The organism is Kosakonia sp. HypNH10 (assembly GCF_029850615.1).
Taxonomy (GTDB): domain Bacteria; phylum Pseudomonadota; class Gammaproteobacteria; order Enterobacterales; family Enterobacteriaceae; genus Kosakonia; species Kosakonia cowanii.
Genome location: NZ_JAOTIU010000006.1, coordinates 78,968 through 103,361 on the forward strand (window position 1 = coordinate 78,968; position 24,394 = coordinate 103,361).

7 protein-coding genes are annotated in these 24,394 nt (G+C 62.1%); 5 read left to right on the forward strand and 2 right to left on the reverse strand.

Annotated features, from left to right (window positions below; translation table 11 throughout):
* From N7V53_RS17040 to N7V53_RS17060, 5 genes are read left to right on the forward strand one after another with little or no spacing between them, the layout of a single operon-like run.
* The gene (locus N7V53_RS17040; RefSeq protein WP_279794164.1) at window positions 1-2,700 is read left to right on the forward strand and encodes a phosphoenolpyruvate synthase; all 2,700 of its coding nucleotides are present in this window, start codon (window positions 1-3) and stop codon (window positions 2,698-2,700) included.
* Complete coding sequence (locus tag N7V53_RS17045) at window positions 2,681-3,736, forward strand: hypothetical protein (protein WP_279794165.1); 1,056 nt, start codon at window positions 2,681-2,683, stop codon at window positions 3,734-3,736. The genes N7V53_RS17040 and N7V53_RS17045 overlap by 20 nt, the downstream gene beginning before the upstream one ends.
* The gene (locus N7V53_RS17050; protein WP_279794167.1) at window positions 3,723-5,252 is read left to right on the forward strand and encodes an AMP-binding protein; all 1,530 of its coding nucleotides are present in this window, start codon (window positions 3,723-3,725) and stop codon (window positions 5,250-5,252) included. The genes N7V53_RS17045 and N7V53_RS17050 overlap by 14 nt, the downstream gene beginning before the upstream one ends.
* On the forward strand, window positions 5,249-5,866 hold the full coding sequence (locus N7V53_RS17055; protein WP_279794168.1) for a CDP-alcohol phosphatidyltransferase family protein: 618 nt from the start codon (window positions 5,249-5,251) through the stop codon (window positions 5,864-5,866). Before N7V53_RS17050 ends, N7V53_RS17055 begins: the two co-directional genes overlap by 4 nt.
* Window positions 5,859-6,371, forward strand: coding sequence for a hypothetical protein (locus N7V53_RS17060; RefSeq protein WP_279794169.1), 513 nt, complete (start codon window positions 5,859-5,861; stop codon window positions 6,369-6,371). Before N7V53_RS17055 ends, N7V53_RS17060 begins: the two co-directional genes overlap by 8 nt.
* Before the next feature lie 50 nt (window positions 6,372-6,421).
* Here N7V53_RS17060 and N7V53_RS17065 read toward each other — a convergent pair whose 3' ends face one another.
* Window positions 6,422-13,513, reverse strand: coding sequence for a non-ribosomal peptide synthetase (locus N7V53_RS17065; protein ID WP_279794170.1), 7,092 nt, complete (start codon window positions 13,511-13,513; stop codon window positions 6,422-6,424).
* On the reverse strand, window positions 13,510-24,357 hold the full coding sequence (locus N7V53_RS17070; RefSeq protein ID WP_279794171.1) for a non-ribosomal peptide synthetase: 10,848 nt from the start codon (window positions 24,355-24,357) through the stop codon (window positions 13,510-13,512). Before N7V53_RS17070 ends, N7V53_RS17065 begins: the two co-directional genes overlap by 4 nt.
* Window positions 24,358-24,394 lie beyond the last annotated feature (37 nt).

Below are 24,394 nucleotides of genomic sequence, written 5' to 3' on the forward strand. Positions count from 1 at the left end.
GTGAACTATCTCTACTCTGCCGCCGATGCGGTTACCCTCGATGAGCAGCAACTGGGCGGCAAGGCAGCCAACCTGTTGTGGCTCACTTCCCACGGCTATCCGGTGCCGAACTGGTGGGTCATCCCCGCCAGCGCAATGGATGAGATGCTGCGCTGCGATGCAAAAGCCGCGCAGTTGATGGCGCAACTCTCACCCTTGATGCCTGCAGATCAGATTGAAACCCTTGCCGGGAAAATCAGCGCGCGCCTCGCCCGCCTTACGCTGCCGGAACCGCTGATGCAGGCGCTCGAAGCCCTTAGCGACGAGAGGCTCTGGGCGGTGCGATCCTCCTGCAGCGACGAGGATGCCCGCCAGGCCTCATTCGCTGGGCAGATGGACAGCTTTCTGTTTCAGCGCGGCCAGCAGCAGCTGGTTGATGCAGTAAAAGGGGTGATGATGTCGACATGGAGCGCGCGCGCCATGGCCTATCGCCTGCGCCAGGGGCTGGCGTTAAGCGCAATCCACTGTTCGGTCATTATTCAGGAGATGGTCGAAGGCGAGGCGTCAGGCGTCCTGTTTACCGCGCACCCGGTCAGCGGTTCGCGCCGCACGATGCTTATCTCCGCCGCCTGGGGCTGCGGGGAGGGCATTGTCTCCGGGCAGTGCAACACCGACGAGTTTAGCGTCCCGCTAGAGGGCAATGGCTTCACGCAGTCCCTCAGCCAGAAAACCAACGCCGTGGTTTTTGACCGCAAGCGCGGCACCGGCACCCGCGAGGTGGAGCTTGAGGCCGACCAGGCGGCGGCACCCGCGCTGACGGCGGCGCAGATCCTCGCCCTGCGTGATATGGGCGCCGCCATCGCCCGTGCGCTGCGCGCGCCGCAGGATATTGAGTGGACACTTAAAGATAATCATCTCTACCTGCTGCAAACCCGTCCCATCACCCATCTGCCGAAAGATAGCGGCTGCGCGAGCGAGACGCTGATCTGTGACAACGCCAATATTCAGGAGTCTTACTGCGGGGTGACGACGCCGCTCACCTTCTCCTTTGCCCGCGCCGCTTACGCCACGGTGTATGAGCAAACCCTGCAACTGGTGGGCTGCCCTGCCAACGATCGCGACCAGCGCCGGGACATCACTGACAATATGCTCAGCCTGGTGCGCGGGCGGGTCTATTACAACATCCAGAACTGGTATCGCGCCCTGCTGCTGCTGCCCTCGTTCAGGATGAATAAGAGTGATATGGAAGCGATGATGGGGCTGGAGGAGCCGGTCGACACCATCAAGGATAAGCAGCTTTCGACGCGTGAAAAGGTCGCCGCGCTGCCAGCAATGCTAAAAATGGGCGCGCGGCTCGCCTGGGCGCTCTTCTCCCTGCAACCGCGTATCCGCGACTTCTTGCGAAACTACTCCCTCGTGCACGCCTTCGTCGATCGCGATAATCTCCACACCCTTTCCCCGGCGGAGCTTATCGGTCGGCTCAAATACCTTGATCAACACCTGCTGACGCGCTGGACCGCGCCGATTGTGAATGACTTTTACGTTGCCCGTTACAACGGCAAAGTGCAGGCGGTGCTGCGCGAACTCTGGCCCGATGAGCATCAGCAAATGAGCGGCGATCTGCTGGCGGACGAGGGGCAACTTATCAGCACGGAGCCGACCCGGCATCTACTGGCGCTGAGCCAGTATGCCCGCCAACGCCCACAGCTGGCGGCGCTGATTCAGAGCGAGACCAGCGCCCATCTGCTTATCCGCCTGCAAGCGCTGGATGGGCATTTCTACCAGCAGTGTCTCGGCTACATCGAACGCTACGGCGATCGCACCATTGGCGAGCTGAAGCTGGAGACCATCACGCTACGCCAGGATCCCCGTTTTCTGTTTAACGTGCTGCGTAACTACCTGAACGCCGAAACCGTGAAAGAGAAGCCGACGGATACGCTGCGGGCCGAAGCGGAAGAGAGGGTCTTCTCCCGGTTGCAGCAAACGCGCGGCAAGCGCGCGCTGACACGTTTTAAACGCGATCTCGGCAGGCTGAAACGTGCGATCCACCACCGCGAAACGATGCGCTTCACCCGCACGAAAATGTTCGCCCTCTACCGCGACATCTATCTCCAGCTGGGGCACCAACTGGCGCTGGAAGGCGTGCTGGAGAGCGACAGGGATATCTTCTGGCTGACCCGGGAGGAGATCTACCAGGGACTGGAGGGAACGGCAGTGCAGACGGGCTTAACCACGCTTATCGCGCAGCGGCGCGCCGAATATGCGGGCTATCAGGAGGAAGAGGAGCCAGCGAACCGCCTCTCTCTGACCCAGACGCTGTACCAGCAGCAGACGCTGTACGCCACGCAGCAGCCGACGGCGGATATGGCACACCTGCAAGGCACCGGCTGCTACCCCGGTACGGTAGAAGCGCCGGTGAGCCTGGTACTCTCGCCTGAGAAGGCGGCCAGGCTGGCCGGCACCATCCTCTGCACCGTGCGCACCGATCCGGGCTGGGCACCGCTCTTTCCTGGTCTTAGCGGATTAATTGTCGAGCGCGGATCGACGCTGTCGCACTCCGCCATTGTCGCCCGCGAGATGGGCATTCCGGCCATTGTTGGCGTCCCCGGCGTGACCCGCCAGCTTCAGCAGGGCGAGGTGATCCGCATGGATGGCGCGAGCGGGCAGATTACGCGCGGCACAGAGAGAGGGGGAGTGGAAAATGAACCGACCGTTGATTGAACAGGAGTGGCAGGCGGGCGATACGCTGGATAAGGGCTTTCTGGCGATTGCACCCCACATCTATGCCCATGATCCTTTCTGGCCTGGCGAAGATGAGGCCGTGATGACGCGTCAGTTCAGCGCCGCCAACCCCTTTATGCAGCAGGGGCGCGTCTGGACCGGCTACATCCGCGACTGTGCGCGCCTGGCGGGCTTCGCCACCCTCAACGCCGCCGGGGAAACGGTGGTGAACTTTGGTTTCTGGGAAACCATCAATAACCGCATTCCCAACCATCGCCTGTTTCGCGCCCTGATGCGCTGGGCGAAAGCGCAGGGCGCATCGCGGCTTATCGGGCCGATTAATTTCAGCACCTTAGGCAAATTTCGCCTGCGGCTGGACACCCCGACCAGCGCGCCGTTTGCCGGTGAGCCCTATAACCCGCCCTGGTATCAACACCTGCTTGGACAGATGGGGTTTCAGCCGCTGGCGAGCTACTTCTCGATGTTTGATGAGGCTGACGTGGTGCGCCAGCTATCCCTTCCCGCAGAGGATATCGGGCGCTGGCACGCGGCGGATTTTTCGCTTCAGCCGCTGACCCCTACACTCTGGCAGACGCACCGGCATGAGCTTTATGCGCTCATCACCCGACACTTTGCGAACAATATCGGCTGGACGGCAGGGAGCGAGGCGCTCTTCGACTGGCACTTTAACGCCAATACGCTGCAACCCTATTGTCAGTCACCCGGCTCCTGTCTCGCCTTCAGCCCGCAGGGCGATGTCGCCGGGCTGCTGTTTACGCTGGCGGATAAGCGCCAGCGGACCGGGATCTTCAAAACCATCATGATTGTGCCGCGCTACCGCCGCTCTCTGCTCTACGCCACGCTGTTGCGCCGCTTTCTCTTTAGTTTCGATACCCAGTGGACGCGCCTCGGCGCGGCGCTGCTTAACTGGAAAGGGCCGACAACCGCCACCGCGCTGCGCGCCTGTTGCAGCCCGAACAAGGTTTTTCACCACTATGGACTTTACTACAGGGACGTGCGCCATGAACTTCTGTGACAATTTGCTGCAACAGCCTCCTTCGCTGCCCGCGCTCAGCGCCGGGCATGAAACTCTCACCTATGCCCAGCTTGTCTCCCGTGCGGCGGTGTATCAACGCAGGCTGGAGCGCAGCGGCTTGCATGCGGGCCAGCGCGTACTGCTGCTGATGAGCCCGGGGATGGAGTTTTACCTGCTGCTCTACGCGATGCTGGGGATCGGGCTGATTCCGGTGCTGGTACAGAGAGATATGCTGCGCCAGCAGCTGCGCAGCTGCCTGAAACAGGCGCGTCTGAACGCGATGATCGTGGCGCAGAACGCCGGGAAGGGCTGGTATCTGCTGCCGGAGCTGTGGATGATTCGCCGCTTCACGATCGATACGCCGCAGCTCTTTACCGCCCCTTTAGCGCAGGCGGAGGGTGTTAACACCGCTTTTCGCGTCGAGAATCTTGATGATGAGGCGACCGCGCTGCTGACCTTCACCAGCGGTTCGACGGGCACACCAAAAGGCGTGGTGCGCTCCCACCACTCGCTGCTGGCGCAGTGTCAGGCGATGAGCCACTTTTTTGCGCACCGTCAGCAGCGGGATGTGACCTCTTTTCCGATCCTGACGCTGTTCAGCCATTTTCATGCGGGCTGCTGCTATCTGCTGCCCGGTTTTGATGCGCAGGGCCGCCTGCCGGTGCAGATGATTGCCGGGGCGATTAACGCTCAACAGATAACGCGCCTGAGCGTCTCGCCCGCCTGGCTAAGAGAGCTTGTCGCCTATGCCGAACTCCAGCAGTGCAGCTTTCCGGCGGTAAGAGAGGTGATTATTGGCGGCGCGCCTGTTACCCGGTCGCTGTTGCTTGCTGCCCGCAGCTATTTTCCAAAGGCCGCCTGCGCGGTTAATTATGGCGCGTCAGAGGCCGATCCCATCAGCAATATTGACGTCGACGAGCTTCTCGACGCCTGGGATCTGCACCCTGGCTACCTTGTCGGGCGAGCGGGGCCGCAAACCGCGATTATGATTGCGCGCGAGCGGGTTCCTCAGCCCGCGGGGGAGGAGGGGGAGATTCTGGTCTGCGGGCCGCAGGTGCTGACCGGCTATCTCAATAACCCGCAGGCCGATCAGCGCACGAAAATCCGCGATCCGCAGGGGCGCATCTGGCATCGCACCGGAGACAGCGGTTTTCTCGACGCGCAGCAGCGTCTCTGGTTGACGGGCAGGATCGCCGACCAGCTGCGCACGCCGTCGGGCTTAACGCTCTCGCCCTATCCCGTGGAAAAGCAGCTTAATGGCCTGCCGGGGATCGCTGCCAGTGCGGTGGTGCAGGGGCCGCAGGGGGAGATTTGCGTGGTGTTGCAACAGGCGGCGCAGTGCCGCACCGCCGCACCATTGCTGGCAACCCTCTTTCCCGGTGAGACGGTCCGCTTCTGGCTCTGTGCGAAGCTGCCCGTCGATGCGCGCCACCATAGTCGTATCGACCGTGCGCGGCTGCGTTGCCTGGTAGCACAGCGAAAACTGAAAGCGTTTTTTCCGGAGGTGCAAGGATGAACTCCCCCTTTATCTGCCGTCTGTCGCTGCCGGATTGCCTGACGCTGACGGGCATGGTTACCGCCCTTGGCGGGATCTGCGCCGCGTTATCCGGCGCTGTCTGGCTCAGTATCAGCCTGCTTTACCTTGCGATGCTGGCCGATGCGCTGGATGGCAAGCTGGCGCGCTGGCTCGGCTGTGAACGCCCCTTTGGTCGCTACCTTGACGGCTTTGGCGATCTACTGCTCTACCTGGTGGCGCCCGCGCTGATTTTTTATCTCAGCGGCTATCGCGGCGGCAGCGCCTTTTTTCTTGCCCTGATGGTGGTGTGCGGCGCGCTTCGCCTCTCCCGATTTAACGAAAGCGGCAATATCACCCACAACGCCGCGCTGGCATATCTGGGCATGCCGGTCTTCTGGAGCCTGTTCATCCTTAGCGGCTGGGCGCTGCTGGCGCTCATTTTGCCGCCCCGGCTCTGCGCCTGGCTGCTGAGCGTGGCTTTAACGCTGTTTAGCCTGGCTATGCTCCTCGACCGCCCCTTCCCGAAGTTCTCCTCACTGATGACGCTGGTTACGCTCTGCTTTAGCGGCGCGGCGCTATTCGGCGCGCTGCATCTCGGAGGCGTGCATGGATAGCTCCTCCCTGTGGGCGCTCTGGCAACTGCTGCTGCCGGTGTTTATTGCCGGCTGCGTGCATATGGCGGTGGTGACCTGCAACGCGCTGCCCGGGCTTGCGGTGCCGCTCAATGCACGTCTGTTTGGTGGCAACAAAACCTGGCGAGGGATGGTAGTGGTGCCGCTTATCAGCATGCTGGTGGCACCACTCTGTCTGGCAAATGAGATGGAGAACCCGTGTCTGCTGGGCGCGGCGACGGGGCTTGGGTATATGCTGGGTGAACTGCCGAACTCGGCGCTGAAAAGGGCGCTGGGGATTGCGCCGGGCACGCTGCCCGCGCGCGGCCGGTGGCTGTTTCTCTTTCTCGACCAGGCGGACTCCGGCATCGGTGTGGCGCTGGCATGTGGCTGGCTGCTGGCACTGGATGCGCGCCAGGTTCTGCTTCTGCTGGCGCTTTTTATTCTCAGCGTGCCGGCCATCAAGTTAACGCTCTTTTCACTCGGCCTTAAAAAGAGCCGCTTCTGATGCAGAGATAAAAAAACCGCCCAGCAGGCGGTTTTTTATTTCACGGAAACTTACCTCTCTTTGGCTATCCAGTCGCGGATCAGCGGCCCGGCATGCTGCAACGCCTGCGGGCTGAACATACCGTCATGGCTACAGGGCAGGGTGTGGGTAGCGATCCTCCCCTCGACGAAGGGTGTCCACAGCTGCGCATCGAAATCCTCTTCGCCGTCGCGGCGCGTTGCCGCGCGCAGGAAGAGGATATCCCCCTGAAAGCGCGACGGCGTAAACGCGGCCAGCAGGCGCGGTGCCTCGCGAAACTCCGCAAGGATACGCTCAAACACCACCGGCTCCATCACCGCCAGCGGATGCTCCTGCGCCACTAAATGGCGGCGCAGCGCCTCGACGGTGAGCGCACTCTCCTCGGGAACGCTGCCGGTTAAGGCTTCAAACAGCGCTGAGAGGCTCTCGCTATCCTGCCGCTCCCTTTCGCGATAGCGCTCGCCGAGCGGGTAGCCATCAAGCAGGATCAGGGCGCTGACAACCTCCCCGGCCTGCTGCAACAAGGTGGCGATTTCATGGGCCAGATGGCAGCCAAACGACCAGCCGAGCAGGGCATAAGGGCCGTGTGGCTGCACCTTTATCATCTCCGCGAGATAGCTTTTTGCCAGCGCGTTAACCGAGGATAACGACTCTCCGCTGCTCAACCGGCGCGCCTGCAGGCCAAACAGCGGCTGCGCGTCGCCAAGCCAGGGAATAAGCCCAGCGTAGGACCAGCTCAACCCGCCGCCGGGCGGCAGGCAGAAGAGGGGCGTTTTCTCCCCGCGCGGTTGCAGAGGCAGCATCACATCCAGCACATTGCTGCGGTGGTTGCTCTCCAGTCGCTGCGCCAGCAGCGCTACCGTCGGGTACTCAAACAGATCGCGCAGCGTCAGTTTCACCTGCCACGTTTTGTCGATAGCGTTAATCAGCCGCGCCGCCAGTAACGAGTGGCCGCCAAGAGCAAAAAAGCCGCTATCGACGGTAATGGTTTCCAGATTGAGCAGTTCGCAAAAACGTTCAGCCAGCCAGCTTTCCCGCTCGTTTTGCGGTGCGCGCCCCGGCTCAATATGGAAATCGGGCTTCGGCAACCCGGCGAGTGCCAGCTTACCGTTGGCGTTAAGCGGCAGCGCCGCCAGCGGCGCAATTGCCGCGGGCACCATAAAGTCCGGCAGCCGCTCGCGCGCGAACTGTTGCAGCGCCGCGCTGAGATCCGCCTCCTGCGCGGAGGGTACGATATAGGCGACAAGCTGCTTATTGCCGCTGCGATCCTCAAGTGCCACTACCGCCGCTTGCTGAACCGCAGCGTGCTGTTTCAGCACCATCTCCACTTCGCCGGGTTCAATGCGGAAACCGCGAATTTTCACCTGCTGATCGCGGCGGCTGACAAAACAGAGCGCGCCATCACGCCGCCATTTGACGATATCGCCGGTGCGGTACATCCGGCTTCCTGCGGGGCCAAAGGGATCGGCGACAAAGTGTGCCGCGCTCAGCGCCGGGTGGTTGATATAGCCGCGCGCCACTCCGCGCCCGGCGATATAGAGTTCCGCCGCTACGCCCGGCGGCACCGGCTGAAGATGGCTATCAAGCACGTAGAGGCGGGTGTTATCGAACGCTCTGCCAATCGGCACGTCGAGGTAGGGCGCATCGGCCTGAGTGATGGGGTAGTCCGTTGCATAGGTGGTGATCTCCGTCGGGCCATAAATATTCAGCAGCTCAAGATGCGGCCAGCGCTCGCGCACGGCCTGAACCGCGCTGGCGGAGATCTTCTCCCCGCCGGTATAAACGCGGCGTAAGCCTGCGAGGCAGTCGCTCGCCTCCTCGGCGATCAGGCGGAACAGCCCGGAGGTTAAAAAGGCGGTCGTAACCTCTCCCGCAACAATAGTGTCGGCAAGCAGGGGCAGATCCAGCGTCTCGCCGGGAACGATCACAGCATGGTGACCATTGAGCAGCGTCCCCCAAAGCTCCCAGGTGGAAGCGTCAAAGGCATAGGCCGAGTGCAGCAGAATGCGCTGGCCGCTCTCCGCTTGCCAGCGGCGGTCGCGGGCCAACGCCAGCACGTTATCCTGGGTGGTGGCAATGCCTTTCGGTTTGCCGGTCGAGCCAGAGGTAAACATCACATAGGCAAGATGGTGCGGCGTTGCCGTTGTTGAAACCTCCGCCGCCGTGGCGTGGGTTGCTGAGTCATCGACGATAAGCCGCGCTATGCCCGGCGGCAGCGCAGCCTGGCTATGGCTCTCATCCAAAAGCACGCTGCGCAGATCCAGCTCATCAATACAATGTTGCCAGCGTTCAGCAGGATCGCTTGCCCGCAGCGGCACATAGAAACCGCCCGCTTTCACCACTGCGAGAAGGGCAATCACCAGCGAAAGGGAGCGCGTCATCAACACCGCCACGCCCTGCCCGGTGTTCACGCCCTGTTGTTGCAGACGCCGGGCGAGAGCGTTAGCGCAGGCATCCAACTGCTGGTAGCTCAGCTGCTCGTGCCCGCAGCTGGCGGCGATACGCTGCGGTGTGGCGGCGACCTGGCGGGCAAACTGTGCGGCGAGGGTAACCGGCGGCACATCGCAACGGGTTTCATTCCACACCTCAAGCATCTCGTTACGCTGCTGGTCGCTGAGCAGCGGCAGCGTCATCACCGCGCTATCTGGCGCGTCCACCATGCCCTGCAACAGGTGAATAAAGTAGTCCGCCAGCGCAGTGATGGTCTGCCCATCAAAGCGATCGACCGGGTAGTCGATTTGCACCTCCAGTGCGCTAACGTCGCCGCGCTCGTCGTGGATCTGCTCAACGTTGAAGGTCAAATCGAACCTGGTGGTCACCAGCCCGACCGGCTGCGGCAAAAGCGTCAGCCCGGCGAACTCCGGCGGCGTGGCGTCATTATTTTGCAGCACCATCATCACCTGGAAGAGCGGATGCCTGCCAGAGACGCGCTCGGGGTTAAGGCTTTTCACCACCCAGTCAAAGGGAACCTCCTGGTTAACCCATGCGGAGAGCATAAATTCGCGCACCTGGGCCAGCGCCTCAGCCACCGTAGGGTTCGCTGCCAGATCAACGCGCAGGACCAGGGTATTGACGAAGAAGCCGACCAGATCCCGCATCGCCTCATCTGAACGCCCGGCGATGGCGGTGCCGAGCGTAATATCTTCCCCGGCACCCATTCTGCCAAAGAGGATCGCGGCGGCGGTTTGCAGCACCATAAAGGGTGTCGCCCCCTCATGGCGCGCCAGCTGGGTAATCTGCTGATAGAGCTTCTCATCAATGCGTAACCTGACCTGCTCGCCAACATAACTGGTTGCGGCCGTCGGGTGGCAATCGGCGGGCAGCGCCATCGCTTCCGGCACGCCGGAGAGGGCTTCACGCCAGAATGCGAGCTGCCGGACGGCGGTTTCGCTCTGGCTCTCAATGTCGCCCAGCCTCTCGCGTTGCCAGAGGGCGTAATCGGCATACTGCACTGGCAGCGGCGTCCACTCCGGGGCTTGCATGGCGCAGCGCGCGGTGTAGGCGCAGGCGAGATCGCGAAACAGCGGTGCCAGCGAGCCGCCATCGCAGGCGATATGGTGGATAACCAGCAGCAACACATGCTCCCGGGTTTGCGAAAGATGGAACAGGCTGGCGCGCAAAGGGATCTCGCAGGCCAGATCAAACGGGTAGACGGCGGCGTGATTAAGGGCATCGGTCAGCGACGAGGCGGCGATATCGCTCACCTCGAACGGCACCTCGAGCGCATCGGCGGTGAGGATCTCTTGCCAGGGCTGCCCCTGATGGAGCGGGTAGCGCGTGCGCAGGATCTCATGGCGTGCAACCACATCCCGCACGGCTTCACGCAGCGCGGTCTCGTTCAGCGCCCCCTGTAAGCGGATGGCGAGCGGCATGTTATAGGCCGCATGGTTGTTATCGAGGTTTTTCAAAAGCCACATGCGCTGCTGGGCAAAAGAGAGCGGCAGCCTGGCGCTGCGCGGCTGTGGGCAGAGAGGTTCAGCGGGCCGGTTTCCCTGTTTCGCCAGTTGCCCGGCAAGCTGCGCGACCGTTGGATAGTCAAACAGCGTGCGGATCGGCACCTCGACCTCCAGCGCGCGGGTGATACGGCTCACCAGACGCATCGCCAGCAGCGAATGGCCGCCGAGGGCAAAGAAGTCGTCATCAATGCCGGGGGCGTCTGACTGCAACACCTCGGCAAACAGCCCCAGCAGAATCTCCTCCTGCAGGGTGCGCGGCGCGCGTCGTTCGCTTCTGTTTGCCAGGTCGGGGCGCGGCAGGGCGCGCTTATCCAGCTTGCCGTTGAGGGTCAGCGGGAACTGTTCGATCTGCATAATCGCCGTCGGCACCATATACCCCGGCAGTTTTGCCGCGGCCAGGCCGCGCAGCGCGGCAATGTCGAGCGACGCGTGCGAGTCGGCGGTGACGTAGGCTACCAGCTGCGGCTGAGTGTCGGCATCAAGCAGCACCACTTCTGCATGGGTAACCTGCGGCGCGCTTCGCAGAACGGCGGCAATTTCGCCCAGCTCAATACGAAAACCGCGCAGTTTCACCTGCTGATCCGCGCGCCCCAGGTAGTGCAGGTCTCCCTCTGCGCTCCTGATGGCGATATCGCCGGAGCGATACATGCGTGAGCCCGGCGCACCCCAGGGATCGGCAACAAAGCGTTGGCAGGAGAGTTCGACCCGGTGCAGATAGCCACGCGCCAGCCCGGCACCGCTGATATACATTTCGCCCTCAACGCCCGGCGGCACCGGACGCAGCGCATCATCCAGCAGATGGATATGCAGATCGGGGATCGCGATGCCAATAAGGCTGCCCGTGGCCTCGCGCGCCCGCGCCGCGGTTAACGGCTGATAGCTCACATGCACGGTAGTTTCCGTGATGCCGTACATATTGATAAGTTCCGGCGCACTTTCCGGGTGGCGCTGATACCAGCGCTCGAGTTGGCTGAGATCCAGCGCTTCGCCGCCAAAAATCACCTTGCGCAGCGCCAGCGGCAGTTCGTTGTGCCCGAGGGCGCGCTCGGCTTCAATCAGCTGATAAAAAGCCGACGGCGTCTGGTTGAGGATGGTCACTTTTTTATCGCTTAACAGGCGCAAAAAGGCCTGCGGATCGCGGCTGACCATAAACGGCACTACCACCAGCTCGCCGCCATAGAGCAGCGCGCCCCATATTTCCCAGACCGAGAAATCAAACGAACAGGAGTGAAACAGCGTCCAGATATCGTGGCGCGAGAAGTTAAACCACGCCTCTGTTGCGGCGAAAAGACGCAGCACATTGCTGTGCGGGATCATCACCCCCTTCGGGTTGCCGGTGGAGCCGGAGGTGTAAATGATATAGGCGAGATTGTGCGCGTGCACCGGGCGCAGCCGCTCGCCTGGCTTAAGATCCGCGCCACTCTGCTGCGCCAGCCGCTGCTGGCTTTCGGCGCTATCAAGGAGCAGCAGTTGCGATCCGTCAAACAGCTCCGCGTACTCCTGGAGTGACACGATCAGCGCTGGCCTGGCGTCGGAAAGAATGTAGGCCAGCCGCTCCGGCGGGTTATGCACATCCAGCGGCAGCCAGGCCGCACCCGCTTTCAGCACCGCAAGAATAGCCACCAGTGCGTCAAGCGTGCGCGGCAGCGCCAGCGCCACAATCTCTTCACTGCCGATGCCGCAGCTCACCAGATGACGGGCAAGTTGGTTGGCCCGCTGGTTCAGCTCGGCGTAGCGCAGCACGTTATCGCCAAGCGAGAGGGCAATGGCATCCGGATATTGCGCGGCACGTTGTTCAAACACCTCATGGAGCGTGGTTTGCGTCCTCTCATCGAACGATGTCGGCACGGGAAGCAGCGCCTGCGCCTCCTGCGGCAGTAACAGCGAAGCGTGGCCGATAAGGCTCTCAGGGCGGTCGATGATGGTGTAAAGCAGATGCAGGAAGCGGTCCGCCAGCCGCTCAACCTCCTCATCGGGAAAAATATCGGCCAGCGCGCTAAAGCGCAGCGCGAGCGATTCGCCGGGAACAGCGATAAGCCCCAGCGGGTAGTGGGAGGCATCGCCGCCGCGGTGCGAGGCGAGCGAAACCGTTAATTTTTCGCTCGCGTCGGCGCTTGCGCTGTGCGGATAGTTCTCAAAGACCATCAGCGTATCAAACAGCGGCTCGCCGCCGGCGTCAGCCTGGATGGTGGTGAGATCGAGATACTGGCTGTCGAGCAGGCGCGTCTGCTCCGCCTGTAGCCGTTGCAGCAGCGTGGCAAAACTCTCCTCCATGCGCCAGCTGAGGCGAAGCGGCAGCGTGTTAATCAGTAACCCGACCATCCTTTCGATACCGCTAAGCTCCGCCGGTCTGCCGGAAACGGTAATGCCGAATACAACGTCGCAGCGCCCGGTAAGCGCGCCAAGCAGTATGCCCCAGACGCACTGCAACAGCGTATTGACCGTCACGCCAAGCTCGCGGGCGCAGCGGTTAAGCTGCCGGGTACGGTCGGCATCCACCGTTCTGTAGAGCAGGTGCGGCTGCAAATTGTCGGTGGTGCGCCCTTTGGCGAGATGGGTGGGCGCTTGCAGGCCGCGCAATGCTTCGCGCCAGGCATCGCGCATCTTCCCGGTGTCACGCCCGGCAAGCCAATACAAATAGTCGCGGTAGGGCACGGCTGGCGGCAGCGGCTCCGCGAGGTATAAACGAAACAGCTCATCCAGCAGAACCGGAATCGACCAGCCATCCAACAACAGGTGGTGATTGGTAAAGATCAGCTTATGCTGCGTCGGCGAGCACTTCACGAGGGTAAAGCGCAGCAGCGGCGGCGTGTCGGCGGCGAAGCGGGTGTTGTAGTCCGTTTCCAGCAGCGCACCATAAGCCGACGCCTGCTGAGGCGTTGACAGGATACTTAAATCCACCTCCTGCCAGGGGAGCGGCAGGCCGGAGAGGATCAGCTGAACCGGCGTGTCGACCTCTTCATACTCAAACCCGGCGCAGAGATGGGGATGGCGCGCCAGCAACTGCCCGACGGCCCGTTTGAGCCTGGCGACATCAAGCTCCCCTTCAAGCTGATAAACCTGCTGTACCTGATAGGCATCGCTGCCGCGCGTATCAAGCAGCATATGGAACAGCAGACCTTTCTGTAACGGGGATAACGGCAGTATCTCTTTAATATCCATACTCATTTTTTCTTCTTCCATTTTGCCTGAAGTTTTGACAGCCCCGCTTGTTGCAGCGCGACCAGGGGCACATCTGAAGGGGTGAAACCGCCGATATCGTCGACCTGCGTAAGCTGCGACAGCGCTTTCAGCCAGCTAAACCACCCCGTAGCCAGACGGCTGACCCGATCTTCAGCGTAAAGCTCACTCGCCCAGCTCCAGTTCGCCACCAGCACCGGGCCGTTTGCCCGCGCTTCCACCACGGCATTGAGTGAGAGAGCATGGGGCAGCGCGAAGCTGGGGTGCGCGCGGGTATCAAGCTGGTGGGCTTCAGCCGCAAGCTGCCAGTCACGCGCCTCTTCGACGCTGAGGCGGCCCAGATAGTTAAAGCTGATTTGCGGCTGTGGCAGCGCGGCAAGCTGCGGGCGCGTTTGCGGGTTGAGGTAGCGCAGCAGGCCATAACCGAGCCCGTTGCCCGGCACCTGGCGCAACTGCTCTTTAACGCTCTTCAGGGCGCTACCGAGCGAGTGGGGATGGGTTAACTGCGCGCGACCCGGAGCAAGACGCACCGGATAGAGCGTGGTAAACCAGCCCACGGTGTGTGACAGCGCGGTGTCCGCTAACTCTTCACGCCCGTGCCCTTCGACATCCAGCAGCACATCCGTTTGCCCATCCTCGCGCCATGCCGTGATGGCGAGCGCAAAGGCGCAGAGCAGCACATCGTTGATACCGGCGTGAAAGCGCGCTGGCAGGGTGGCCAGCAGAGGCTGGGTAAATTCGCTGCCAAGCTCCATCTGCAAAGAGGCGCTGGTGGCGAGCGTGTCGCGCGCACCTGCCAGAGGTCGTGCGGTTAACAGAGTGTCCGGCTGGCTGAGCACGCTCTGCCAGTGCGCCAGCTCGTCGCCACGGCGTTGCGCCTCCTGCTCAAGGCGCATCGCCCAGGCGCGAAAGGAGGTGCCCGCATCCGTCAGCCGCGCGTTTTTCCCGGTAGCGCGGGCGCGCCAGAGGGCGAGCAGATCTGAAGCGAGTATCCGCCAGGAGACGCCATCCACCACCAGATGGTGTAACACCAGCATCAGCTGACCCGGTTCTCCACACGCGGCGCGGAACCAGACGGCCTGCACCATCTTGCCGCGTTCAGGGTCGAGCCGCTGTTTCGCCCGGCGACACGCTTCCTGAATCTGCTGCTGCCGCTGCTCAGGCGAGAGGGGCTGGTGATCGATAATCTCCAGCATCTCACTCTCGTCTGCGACAGGCGGTACAGAGAGATGGATTTCTCCGCTGGCCTCGCGGCAGACTGTTAAGCGCAGCGCATCGTGGTGCCTGATCAGTTCGGCAAGCATCTCGCGCAGCGCCTGCGCATCCAGTTCTGCGGGCGTTTGCAGCAGCGTCGCCTGACAGAAGGCGTTGATATCGCCGGGGTTCTCCATCAGCCAGTGCATAATTGGCGTCGCGGGCAGATCGCCGACGGCAGCAATCAGCGGGGCGGTATCCTGCTCTGCAACGGCGGTCATAATGCCAGCCAGCCCGGCGACCGATTTATGCTCAAACACATCGCGCGGGGTGAACAGCCAGCCCGCCTGACGGGCGCGCGCCACCAGCTGTATCGCCGTGATGCTGTCGCCGCCCAGCTCGAAGAAGCTTGTCGTGCGGTCGACCTCCCCCAGGTTGAGCAGCTCGGTGAACAGCGTGCTGAGCAACTGCTCCTGCGCGTTACTTGGTGGGGTGTGCTGCGCGCGGGCAAACTGCGGCGCAGGCAGCGCCCGGCGGTCGACTTTGCCGTTTGGCGTGACCGGTATCGCCGGTAGCAGGACAACGGCCACCGGCACCATATAATCCGGCAGAAAGTCGCGTAAAAAGTCGCGGAGCTCCCCGCCCTGCGCCTGCTCATCGCGGGCAACGGCGTAAGCCACCAGCTGGCGTAAACCGGGCTTATCTTCGCGGACAATCACCGTCGCCTGCGTAATCTGCGGATGTTTTCGCAACTGGGATTCAATCTCGCCCAGCTCAATACGAAAGCCGCGGATTTTGACCTGGTGATCGACGCGCCCGGCGAACATCAGCTCGCCCTCACGGCTCCAGCTTGCCATATCGCCGGTGCGGTACATCCGGCTGCCCGGCGCGCCAAAGGGGTTGGCGACGAAGCGTTCTGCCGTTAAATCGGGCCGTTTCAGGTAGCCCCGCGCCAGGCTTTCACCGGCAATATAGAGCTCGCCTTTTACCCCCGGCGGAACGGGTTGCAGATGCGCATCCAGCACATAAGCCTGCATATTGAAAATCGGCCTGCCAATCGGCGGCTGGCGATCGGCCTGCAATGGCTGGCTGATGGTGGCGCAGACGGTCGATTCGCTTGGTCCATAGGCGTTAATCATCCGCCGCCCGGTGCCCCAGAAGGCAATCAGTTCCGGCGGGCAGGCCTCGCCAGCGACGATGAGGGTTGCCAGTTCAGGCAGCGGTTCGCGCGGCATCACCGCCAGCCCAACTGGCGGCAGCGTGGCGTGTGTTACCGCGCGATCGCGCATCAGGGTATAGAGCGGTTTGCCGGGCGTCAGCGCCTCTTTTTCCGCTACAACCAGCGCCGCGCCGCTCAGCAGTGCCATGCTGATATCCCAGAACGAGGCGTCGAAGCTCGGCGAGGCGAACTGCAATACACGGCTTTGCGGTGTGACGTGCAGGCGCTCAACCATGCTGGCGACCAGATGACCAATCCCCCGATGGGTGACGACGACCCCTTTTGGCGCGCCGGTCGAGCCAGAGGTGTAGATAAGGTAGGCGGCGTTATCGCACTGCAGCCTGCGCGGCAGCGTAATCGCTTCGGTACTGTGGTTGGCAAGCAGCCCGCGCAGGGCCGGGTGGTCAAGGCGCAGCGCGGCATACTCCGGTGCCAGCCGGTCGGCGAATGCCGCCTGGCTTATCACCAGCCCCGGCTGTGCGTGGCTTAACATATACTCCACCCGCTCGGGAGGGTAATCAGGATCGAGAGGCAAATAGGCGGCACCCGTTTTCATCGTGGCAATGATGGTCACGATCAGCGCAACGGATCGCGGCAGCGCGATGGCGACAATCTGCTCTGCGCCAATGCCCCGCGCCAGCATCAGATTCGCCAGGCGGTTTGCCCGCCGATCCAGCTGCGCGTAGGTCAACGTCTCCTCGTCGGCAATCAGCGCCGTTGCCTGCGGCGTGGCGCGCACGATAGCTTCAAACTGTTCAGCAAAGGTTGCGGCGGGCACGTCGCGCTCGGTGTTGTTCCACGCCTGCATGATTTCATGCCGCTCAGCGTCGCTGAAGATCGGCAGTTTGCTCACGCGACGCGAGGCATCGGCCGCGATGCCCGCCAGCAGGTGGGTGAAGTACCCCGCCATGCGCCCGACGGTCGCCTCGTCAAACAGATCCACGGCGTACTCCACCATGCCGCGCAGCCCCTCCGGCGTCTCTTCGAGGTTAAAGGTGAGATCGAATTTCGCCACCGGTAACGACGGCGTGCCGACAACGGTTTCCAGCTTGTCGAACAGCGCGTCGCTGCGCGCGACGTTTTGCAGCACCAGCATCACCTGGAAGAGCGGATGCCGCGCCAGCGAACGGGCAGGATTTAACGCCTCGACCAGGCTCTCGAACGGGATATCCTGGTGCTCCCAGGCCGCCAGCGCGCGCTCGCGAACGCGCTCAAGCAGCGTTATGAAGGTCGGATCGCCGCTGAGATCGGTCCGCATCACCAGGGTATTGATAAAAAAGCCGACCAGCGGTTCGAGCGCCTCATCGCTACGCCCCTCGATCGCCGTGCCGAGCGGGATATCCTCGCCCGCGCCGCAGCGGCAAAGCAGCACCGCCAGCGCGGCCTGTAACACCATAAACAGGCTGGCGTTATGCTGGCGTGCCAGCGCCCCTAATGCTGCGGTTGTCGTGGCATCAATGGCGAAGTGGCACTGTTTACCCACATAGCTGGCGCGCAGCGGACGCGGCCGGTCAGTGGGCAACTGAAGCTCGTCAGGCAGGTCATGCAGCGTATCGCGCCACCAGGCCAGCTGACGGTTAAAGAGGCTGTCGCTCTCCTCCGGCGCGCCGAGCAGCGCCTGGTGCCACAGCGTGTAGTCGGCATATTGCACCGCAAGCGGTGTCCAGGCGGGCACCCGATCCTGCGTGCGGGCGTTATAGGCCTCTGCCAGATCGCGCAGCAGCGGGGCAATCGAGCCGCCATCGCTGGCGATATGGTGCATCAGGATAAGCAACAGATGGTGGTCGTCATCCACCTTAAACAGCCAGGCGCGACAGGGATCTTCCTGCGCCAGATCGAAGGTGTATTGTGCGGCGGTCTGCACGGCGTGGGAGAGATCGTCGGCGGAAACCGTGAGCAGAGTCAGCGGGCAACACGCCATCGACGCCGGGGTGATCTTCTGGCAAACCGTCCCATCGTCAAGCTGATGAAAGCGCGTGCGCAGGCTTTCATGGCGCAGCACGATATCGTCGAGCGCCGTCATCAGCGCGGAAACGACGATATCTCCCCGTAAGGTGAGCGTGACGGGCATGTTATAGGTGAATTTACCCTGTTCAATGCGGTCGATCATCCACAGGCGGCGCTGCGGTGAAGAGAGCGGCAGAAGCGGTGGCCGCTCGCCCTGGCACAGGCGCGGTCGCGTCGGCTGGCTGCTCTGCAACCGCCCGGCAAACAGCGCTACCGTCGGTGCTTCAAACAGGTCGCGGATCGCCGGGTTGAGATTGAGCGCCCGGCGAATTTTGCTCACCAGGCGGGAGGCCATCAGCGAGTGGCCGCCGAGGGCAAAGAAGTCATCGTCAATGCCCACCTCCGGTACACCTAATACCACGGCGAAGAGCGTACAGAGAGTGCGCTCAAGATCATTGCGCGGCGCACGGTGTGCGGCGCTGGCAAAGTGCGGCGTCGGCAGGGCGCGCTGATCGACTTTGCCATTCGCCGTCAGAGGGAAGTGCTCAAGCGGGATGATCATCGCCGGCACCATAAAGTCCGGCAGTTGCGCGCCCAGCGCCTGGCGCAGCGCATCGGCATCGCAGCTTTCGCCAGGTTTTGCCGTTACCCACGCAATAAGCTGCCTGCTTCCCGGGCTGCTCTCCCGGGTGCTCACCAGCGCCTGGGCCACCGTTGACTGCTTCTGCAAAGCCGCTTCCACTTCAGCCAGCTCAATGCGGAAGCCGCGAATTTTGACCTGCTGATCGCCACGGTTCAGGTACTCCAGCACGCCATCCTCGCGCCAGCGCACCTGGTCGCCGGAGCGATACATACGCGCGCCGTGGGCGGAGAAGGGGTTAGCAACAAAATGCGCCGCGGTCAGGCAGGGGTTGCGGTGATATCCGCGCGCCAGCCCAATCCCGGCAATATAGAGCTCACCGGGCATGCCGACCGGCACCGGGTTGAGGTAAGCATCAAGGACATAAAGCTGCATATTGTCGAGCGGTGTGCCGACAGGCACCGACACCCCCTCCGGGATCTGTGCCATGGGCCATGTGGTGGCGAAGGTGGTGGTTTCCGTCGGCCCGTAGCCGTTCATCATCACAAGCGTGGGGTTGCGCGTCATCACCTCGCGAATGGCGTGTGTGGAGAGCACATCGCCGCCCGCAATCAGTAAACGTACGCCCTTCATCGCCTCAGGATGCACCTCCGCCATCAGGTGAAACAGCCCGGCGGTGAGCCACAGCGCGGTGATCTTTTCATCGACGATACTCTGCGCCAGCGTATCGATATCCAGCTCGCCCGGCGGCGCGACGATAACGGTACCGCCGCCCAGCAACGGCACCCACAGCTCATACGTTGAGGCATCAAAGGCTGACGGAGAGTGCAGCAGCACCCGCTGGTGATCCTCTGCCCGCCAGCGGCGATCCAGCGCCAGCGCCGCCACGCTCAGCTGTTCGACCGCAATCCCTTTTGGCTTCCCGGTTGAGCCGGAGGTGAACATGATATAGGCCAGGCTGCCGGGCGCGGAGAGAAGCGGCGGGTTGCTTAGCGGCCAGTCGCCCTCAGGCTCCTCACTCATAAACACGACGTTGTCGACCGTGGGCAGCGGCAGGGTGGCATCGGCCAGCAGTAGCGTTGCGCCAGCCTCATCTACCATCAACTGCTGACGCTCCAGCGGATCGGTGATGCGCAGCGGCAGGTAAGCGCCGCCAGCCTTGATAACGGCGAGCACGGCGATAACTTCGTTAATCGAGTGCTGCATCAGTAGGCCCGCGCAGAACGGCGCGCCCCCGGTTTGCGCCATCAGGCGGTGCGCAAGCTGGTTTGCTGCCTCATTAAGATGGCGATAGCTCAGCGTTTTCTCACCCTCTTTCACCGCGATGGCGTCGGGCGAGCGCTGCACCTGCGTTTCAAACAGCCCGGCCAGCGACAGCGGCGGCAAGGTAACCTCCGTTGCGTTCCAGCGCTTTAGCACGGTTTCACGCTGCGCGGCGCTTAACAGCGAGATCTGCGCAAGGTGGGCTTCGGGACGCTGCGCAATAGCCTCAATAACCCGGATTAACTGCTCAGCAAAGCCCGCAACCGTGGAGCCATCATAGAGGGCGGTGGCATATTCAATATGCCCGCTCAGACGCTGCTGTGCGTCATCCACATCAAAATGAAACAGCAGATCGAATTTGGCAGTGGTGGTCGGAAGCTGACGTTGCGCCACGGCGACCTGCGGGAAGGCGATCGCCCGCGGCCACGGTGTATCGACCACCATCATCACCTGAAAGAGCGGGTGACGGGCTAAGGTGCGATCGGGTGCCAGCGCCTCGACGATCTGCTCAAAGGGGAGATCCTGATGCTGGTTGGCTTCCAGCACCGCCGATTTCGCCTGGGCAACAATAGTGTTTAGCGTCGGGTTGCTTCTCATATCTGTTCGCAGCACCGCCGTGTTGGCGAAATAACCGATCAGCGGGAGCAGGGCGGCGTCGCTGCGGGCGAAGAGCGGTGTGCCGATCACGATATCATCGCCCGCGCCGAGACGGTGCAGCAGTGTCGCCAGCGCCGCATGAAGCAGCATAAACAGGCTTACGCCCATCTCATCGCCCCGTTTTTTCAGGCGCGATAACAGCTCACTGGACAGCGCGAAGTCGACGCGATCGCCGCGGTAATCCGCTTGTGCGGGGCGAGGCCGGTCGGCAGGCAGCGTCACCTCTTCCGGCACGTCCGCCAGCTGTTGACACCAGTACTCCAGCTGCTGGCTATGGCGCGCGTTCGCGCCGGGGGCCTCGCTCAGCAACGCGCGCTGCCAGAGTGCATAATCGGCGTACTGGACGGTCAGCGGCGACAGCTGCGGGATTTGGCCTGCGGCACGCGCCTGCCAGCAAAGACGCAAATCCTCCAGCAGCGGCAGCAGGGAGCCGCCGTCCCCTGCGGTATGGTGAATAAGCAGCAGCAGAACATGTTGCTCCGCCGACAGTTGATAGAGCCAGGCTTTGACCGGCAGTTCGCTATCCAGCGCAAAGAGATGCTGGCACTCCATTACCAGCTGCTCTTCAAGACGCTCGGGCGAGATGGCGAGAATCGGCAGTGCAAAATCGACGTCGTGGGCAGGGATGATCTGCTGGCGGGGCATCTCTTCCTGCTGTGTTAACAGAGTGCGCAGGCTCTCATGGCGGGCGATAACGTCAGAGAGCGCCTGCTCCAGCACCGCCGCATCCAGCGGGCCGCTCAGGGTCAGCGCCAGCGGCATATTGTAGGCGCTGCTGGGGGCGATTTGCTGCTGCAACCACAAGCGCTGCTGGGCAAACGACATCGGTAGCTGCGCCGGGCGTGGTTGCGCGACCAGCGCAGGGCGTACTGCCTGGCTGTGCGTCATGGCTATCTGCTCGCTCAGTCCGGCAACGGTCGGGGCATCAAACAGGGTTTTCAGCGACAGCTCCACGCCGAAGCGCTGGCGCAGGCGGCTCAGTAATTGCAGCGCTAACAGCGAGTGCCCGCCGAGGCTAAAAAAGTTGTCATCAATACCGGGCGGATCGATAGCCAGGCACTCGGCAAATAGCTGGCATAGCTCCCGCTGCTGCGCCGTGGCTGGCGGCACCGGGGCGAGAGAGGTAAAGGTTGGTTGCGGCAGCGCCCGGCGGTCGATTTTGCCATTCGCTGTCAGGGGAAAATGCGCCAGCACCACTACCAACGCGGGCACCATATAGTCAGGCAGTTTTTGCGCGGATGCCGCACGCAGCGCTTCCGGCGTACAGGCTGCATCATCGTGCGCCACGACGTACGCCACCAGCCGTTTCTGCCCGCTCTCTTTCTCCTCATGGGCGACGACCAGCGCCTGTTTAACCTCGGGGAAGGCATTAAGCGCGTTTTCAATCTCCCCGAGTTCAATGCGATAGCCGCGGATCTTGACCTGATTGTCCACCCGGCCGAGAAAAACGATGGTCTGCTCTTCGCTCCAGCAGGCCATATCGCCGGTACGATACATCCGTTTACCCTCCTCATCAAAGGGGCTGGCAACAAAGCGCTCGCTGGTTAAATCTGCGCGGTTGAGGTAGCCGAGCGCCAGCCCGTCACCGGCGATATAGAGTTCGCCAGGCTGCCCAACCGGCACCGGTTTCAGGGCGGCATCAAGGATATGGATGCGGGTATTAAAGAGCGGTTTACCGATAACCGATGGTGAAGGTTGCGCGGCGGACAGCTCGCTCAGGGTCGACCAGATGGTGGTTTCGGTGGGGCCATAGAGCTGAATGACGCGCTCAGAGAGGGCGATCATATGCTCTGCGAGCGTTGTGGGTAGCGCATCGCCGCCGACCAGCGCCGTCAGGCCAGCGAGCGAATCGGGTTGATAGGCCACTAACCCATGCCACAGCGCGGGGGTGCCCTGCATATGGGTGATCTGATTTTCAGCGATCGCCTGCGCCAGCAGACGCGGGTCGCGCGCGCACTCCCGCGAGGCGATGATGACCGACGCGCCGGTTATTAGCGGCAATAAAAGCTCCAGCGCGGCGATATCAAAACTGAGGGTGGTCACGGCTAACAGCCGATGCTGCGCCGTCAGCTGCACCGTGTGCTGCATGGCGGTGAGGAAGTTGGTTAACGCGCCGTGGGAGACCAGTACCCCTTTCGGCGCGCCGGTGGAGCCGGAGGTAAAGAGCACATACGCCGGTTGCTGCGGCTGCGGCAACGTGGTTGGGTTATCGTCGTTCTGTGCCGCAATGGCCGCGAGCGCCGCGTCACTGTCGATCTGCTGCTGGCGGTAACCCGAAATTACCCCCGCGGTTTGCGTTGAGGAGAGGATCAGTTTTGGTTGAGCGGTGGCGAGAATATGTTGCAGGCGCGCCGCAGGATGATCGGCATCAAGCGGCAGATAAACGGCCTGCGTCTTGGCGACCGCCAGCATGGCAATGACCATATCCACCGTGCGCGGCAGGAGCAGCGCGACGCTGTCGCCAGGGCGCACGCCCTGATCCTGTAAATAGTGGCTAAGCCGGTTCGCCTGGCGATTAAGCTGGCTGTAGCTCAGTTGAGTGTGGCGATCATCAAGCGCAGGCGCGTGCGGCGTGCTTCTGGCCTGGCGTTCAAACAGCGCCGCAAAGGCGAGGGGCGGCACGGGCGCGCAGGTATCATTCGCCCGGGCAAAAAGCTGCTCCTCTTCTGCACTTAGCAGCGAGGGTGCGCCAATCGCGGCGTGCGGGTGGCCGATTAACGCGCTAAACAGCGCCAGCATGCGCTGGTGATGAACGGATAAGCTCTCCGGGCTGTAGAGGGCGCTATTGGCATCAAAGCCGACGACCAGCGTGTGTTCGTCGCCGTAACCAAAGAAGAAGATCGCCAGATCGTCAACCGGCCCGTTGCTGGTATTTACCGGGAAGGTTTTCGCGCCGTTGAAAGCCAGATCGTCGCCAAATAACTCGACGTTGATGGTGGTGTGGTAGAGCGGGCGGTCGAGTTTAAGATCGCGGGTCAACGCTTCATGGGGATACTGCTGATGGCGTAACGCGGACATCATCTCTTTTGCGACCAGGCCCAGCACATCATCAAGGGTCAGCGCAGGTGAAAGCGGCAGGCGTATCGGCATGATGTTGGACATCATCGCGGGCGTGGTGCGCTGCACACGGCCGACGCGCGCCGCCATCGGTAGCCCAATCACCACCTCCTTCTGGCCCGTCATGCGGTAGAGGTAAACAGCGGCTAACGCCGTAAGCAGCTGCGGGAGCGTGCAGCCTGCGGCTTCGGCATGGCGATTCAGGGCCTGATGCAGCGCTAAATCGATATTGTTGCGCTGGCGGATGATTGGCGCATCCGGCGCGCTGCGGCCAGCAAGGCTTGTTGGCGCTGGCGTATCCTGAAAGCGCGCCATCCAGTATTGGCGATCGCGGCTGAAGCGATTTGAGTTTCTGTAGGCGGTATCTTCGGCAATCAAGTCACGAAAGTTGCCGAACGACGCGGGCGCGACGGGTTTATCCAGCACCAGCGCGTTGTAGATATCGACCGTGCGACGAAGGATCAGAGAAGCGCCAAAACCGTCCAGCAGGATGTGGTGGCAGCAGTGGTAATAGAGATATTTTTCCGGGCTGAGCTTGATGAGAAAAAAGATAAACGCGTTTCCTTCTGTCAGGGAGAAGTGTTGATTTGTCTGCTCGCTCATAAAGGCCAGTGCGGCTTCCCAGGCATTCGGGCGCGCGCTGAAATCGTAAAAGGCAGCATCATAATTATCGATGGCGGGCAGTTGCTGCTTTACCATGTTGTCTGTTTGATAAAACCGGCCGTGCATGGTTTCGGCTTCAGCGATCATTTTTCTGACCGCCGCTTTAAATAATATTGGGCTTACTTCGCCATCAATAATTAAATATTCACTAATGGTATTGTTTCCCGGATTCAGGGCGACTTCATTCGCTAACCACATTCCCATTTGTGCGGATGTTAAAGCGACGTACTCCTTGTCAATTAGCGCGGACATAAGCAGAACCTCAATATTAGAAAGCGGCAGGGGGGTA

What these genes read in the sequence shown, in the direction of transcription:
- N7V53_RS17045 (WP_279794165.1), top strand. Translation starts at nt 2,681, where the DNA reads ATGAACCGACCGTTGATTGAACAGGAGTGGCAGGCGGGCGATACGCTG.
- N7V53_RS17050 (WP_279794167.1), top strand. Translation starts at nt 3,723, where the DNA reads ATGAACTTCTGTGACAATTTGCTGCAACAGCCTCCTTCGCTGCCCGCG.
- N7V53_RS17055 (WP_279794168.1), top strand. Translation starts at nt 5,249, where the DNA reads ATGAACTCCCCCTTTATCTGCCGTCTGTCGCTGCCGGATTGCCTGACG.
- N7V53_RS17060 (WP_279794169.1), top strand. Translation starts at nt 5,859, where the DNA reads ATGGATAGCTCCTCCCTGTGGGCGCTCTGGCAACTGCTGCTGCCGGTG.
- N7V53_RS17065 (WP_279794170.1), bottom strand. Translation starts at nt 13,513, where the DNA reads ATGAGTATGGATATTAAAGAGATACTGCCGTTATCCCCGTTACAGAAA.
- N7V53_RS17070 (WP_279794171.1), bottom strand. Translation starts at nt 24,357, where the DNA reads ATGTCCGCGCTAATTGACAAGGAGTACGTCGCTTTAACATCCGCACAA.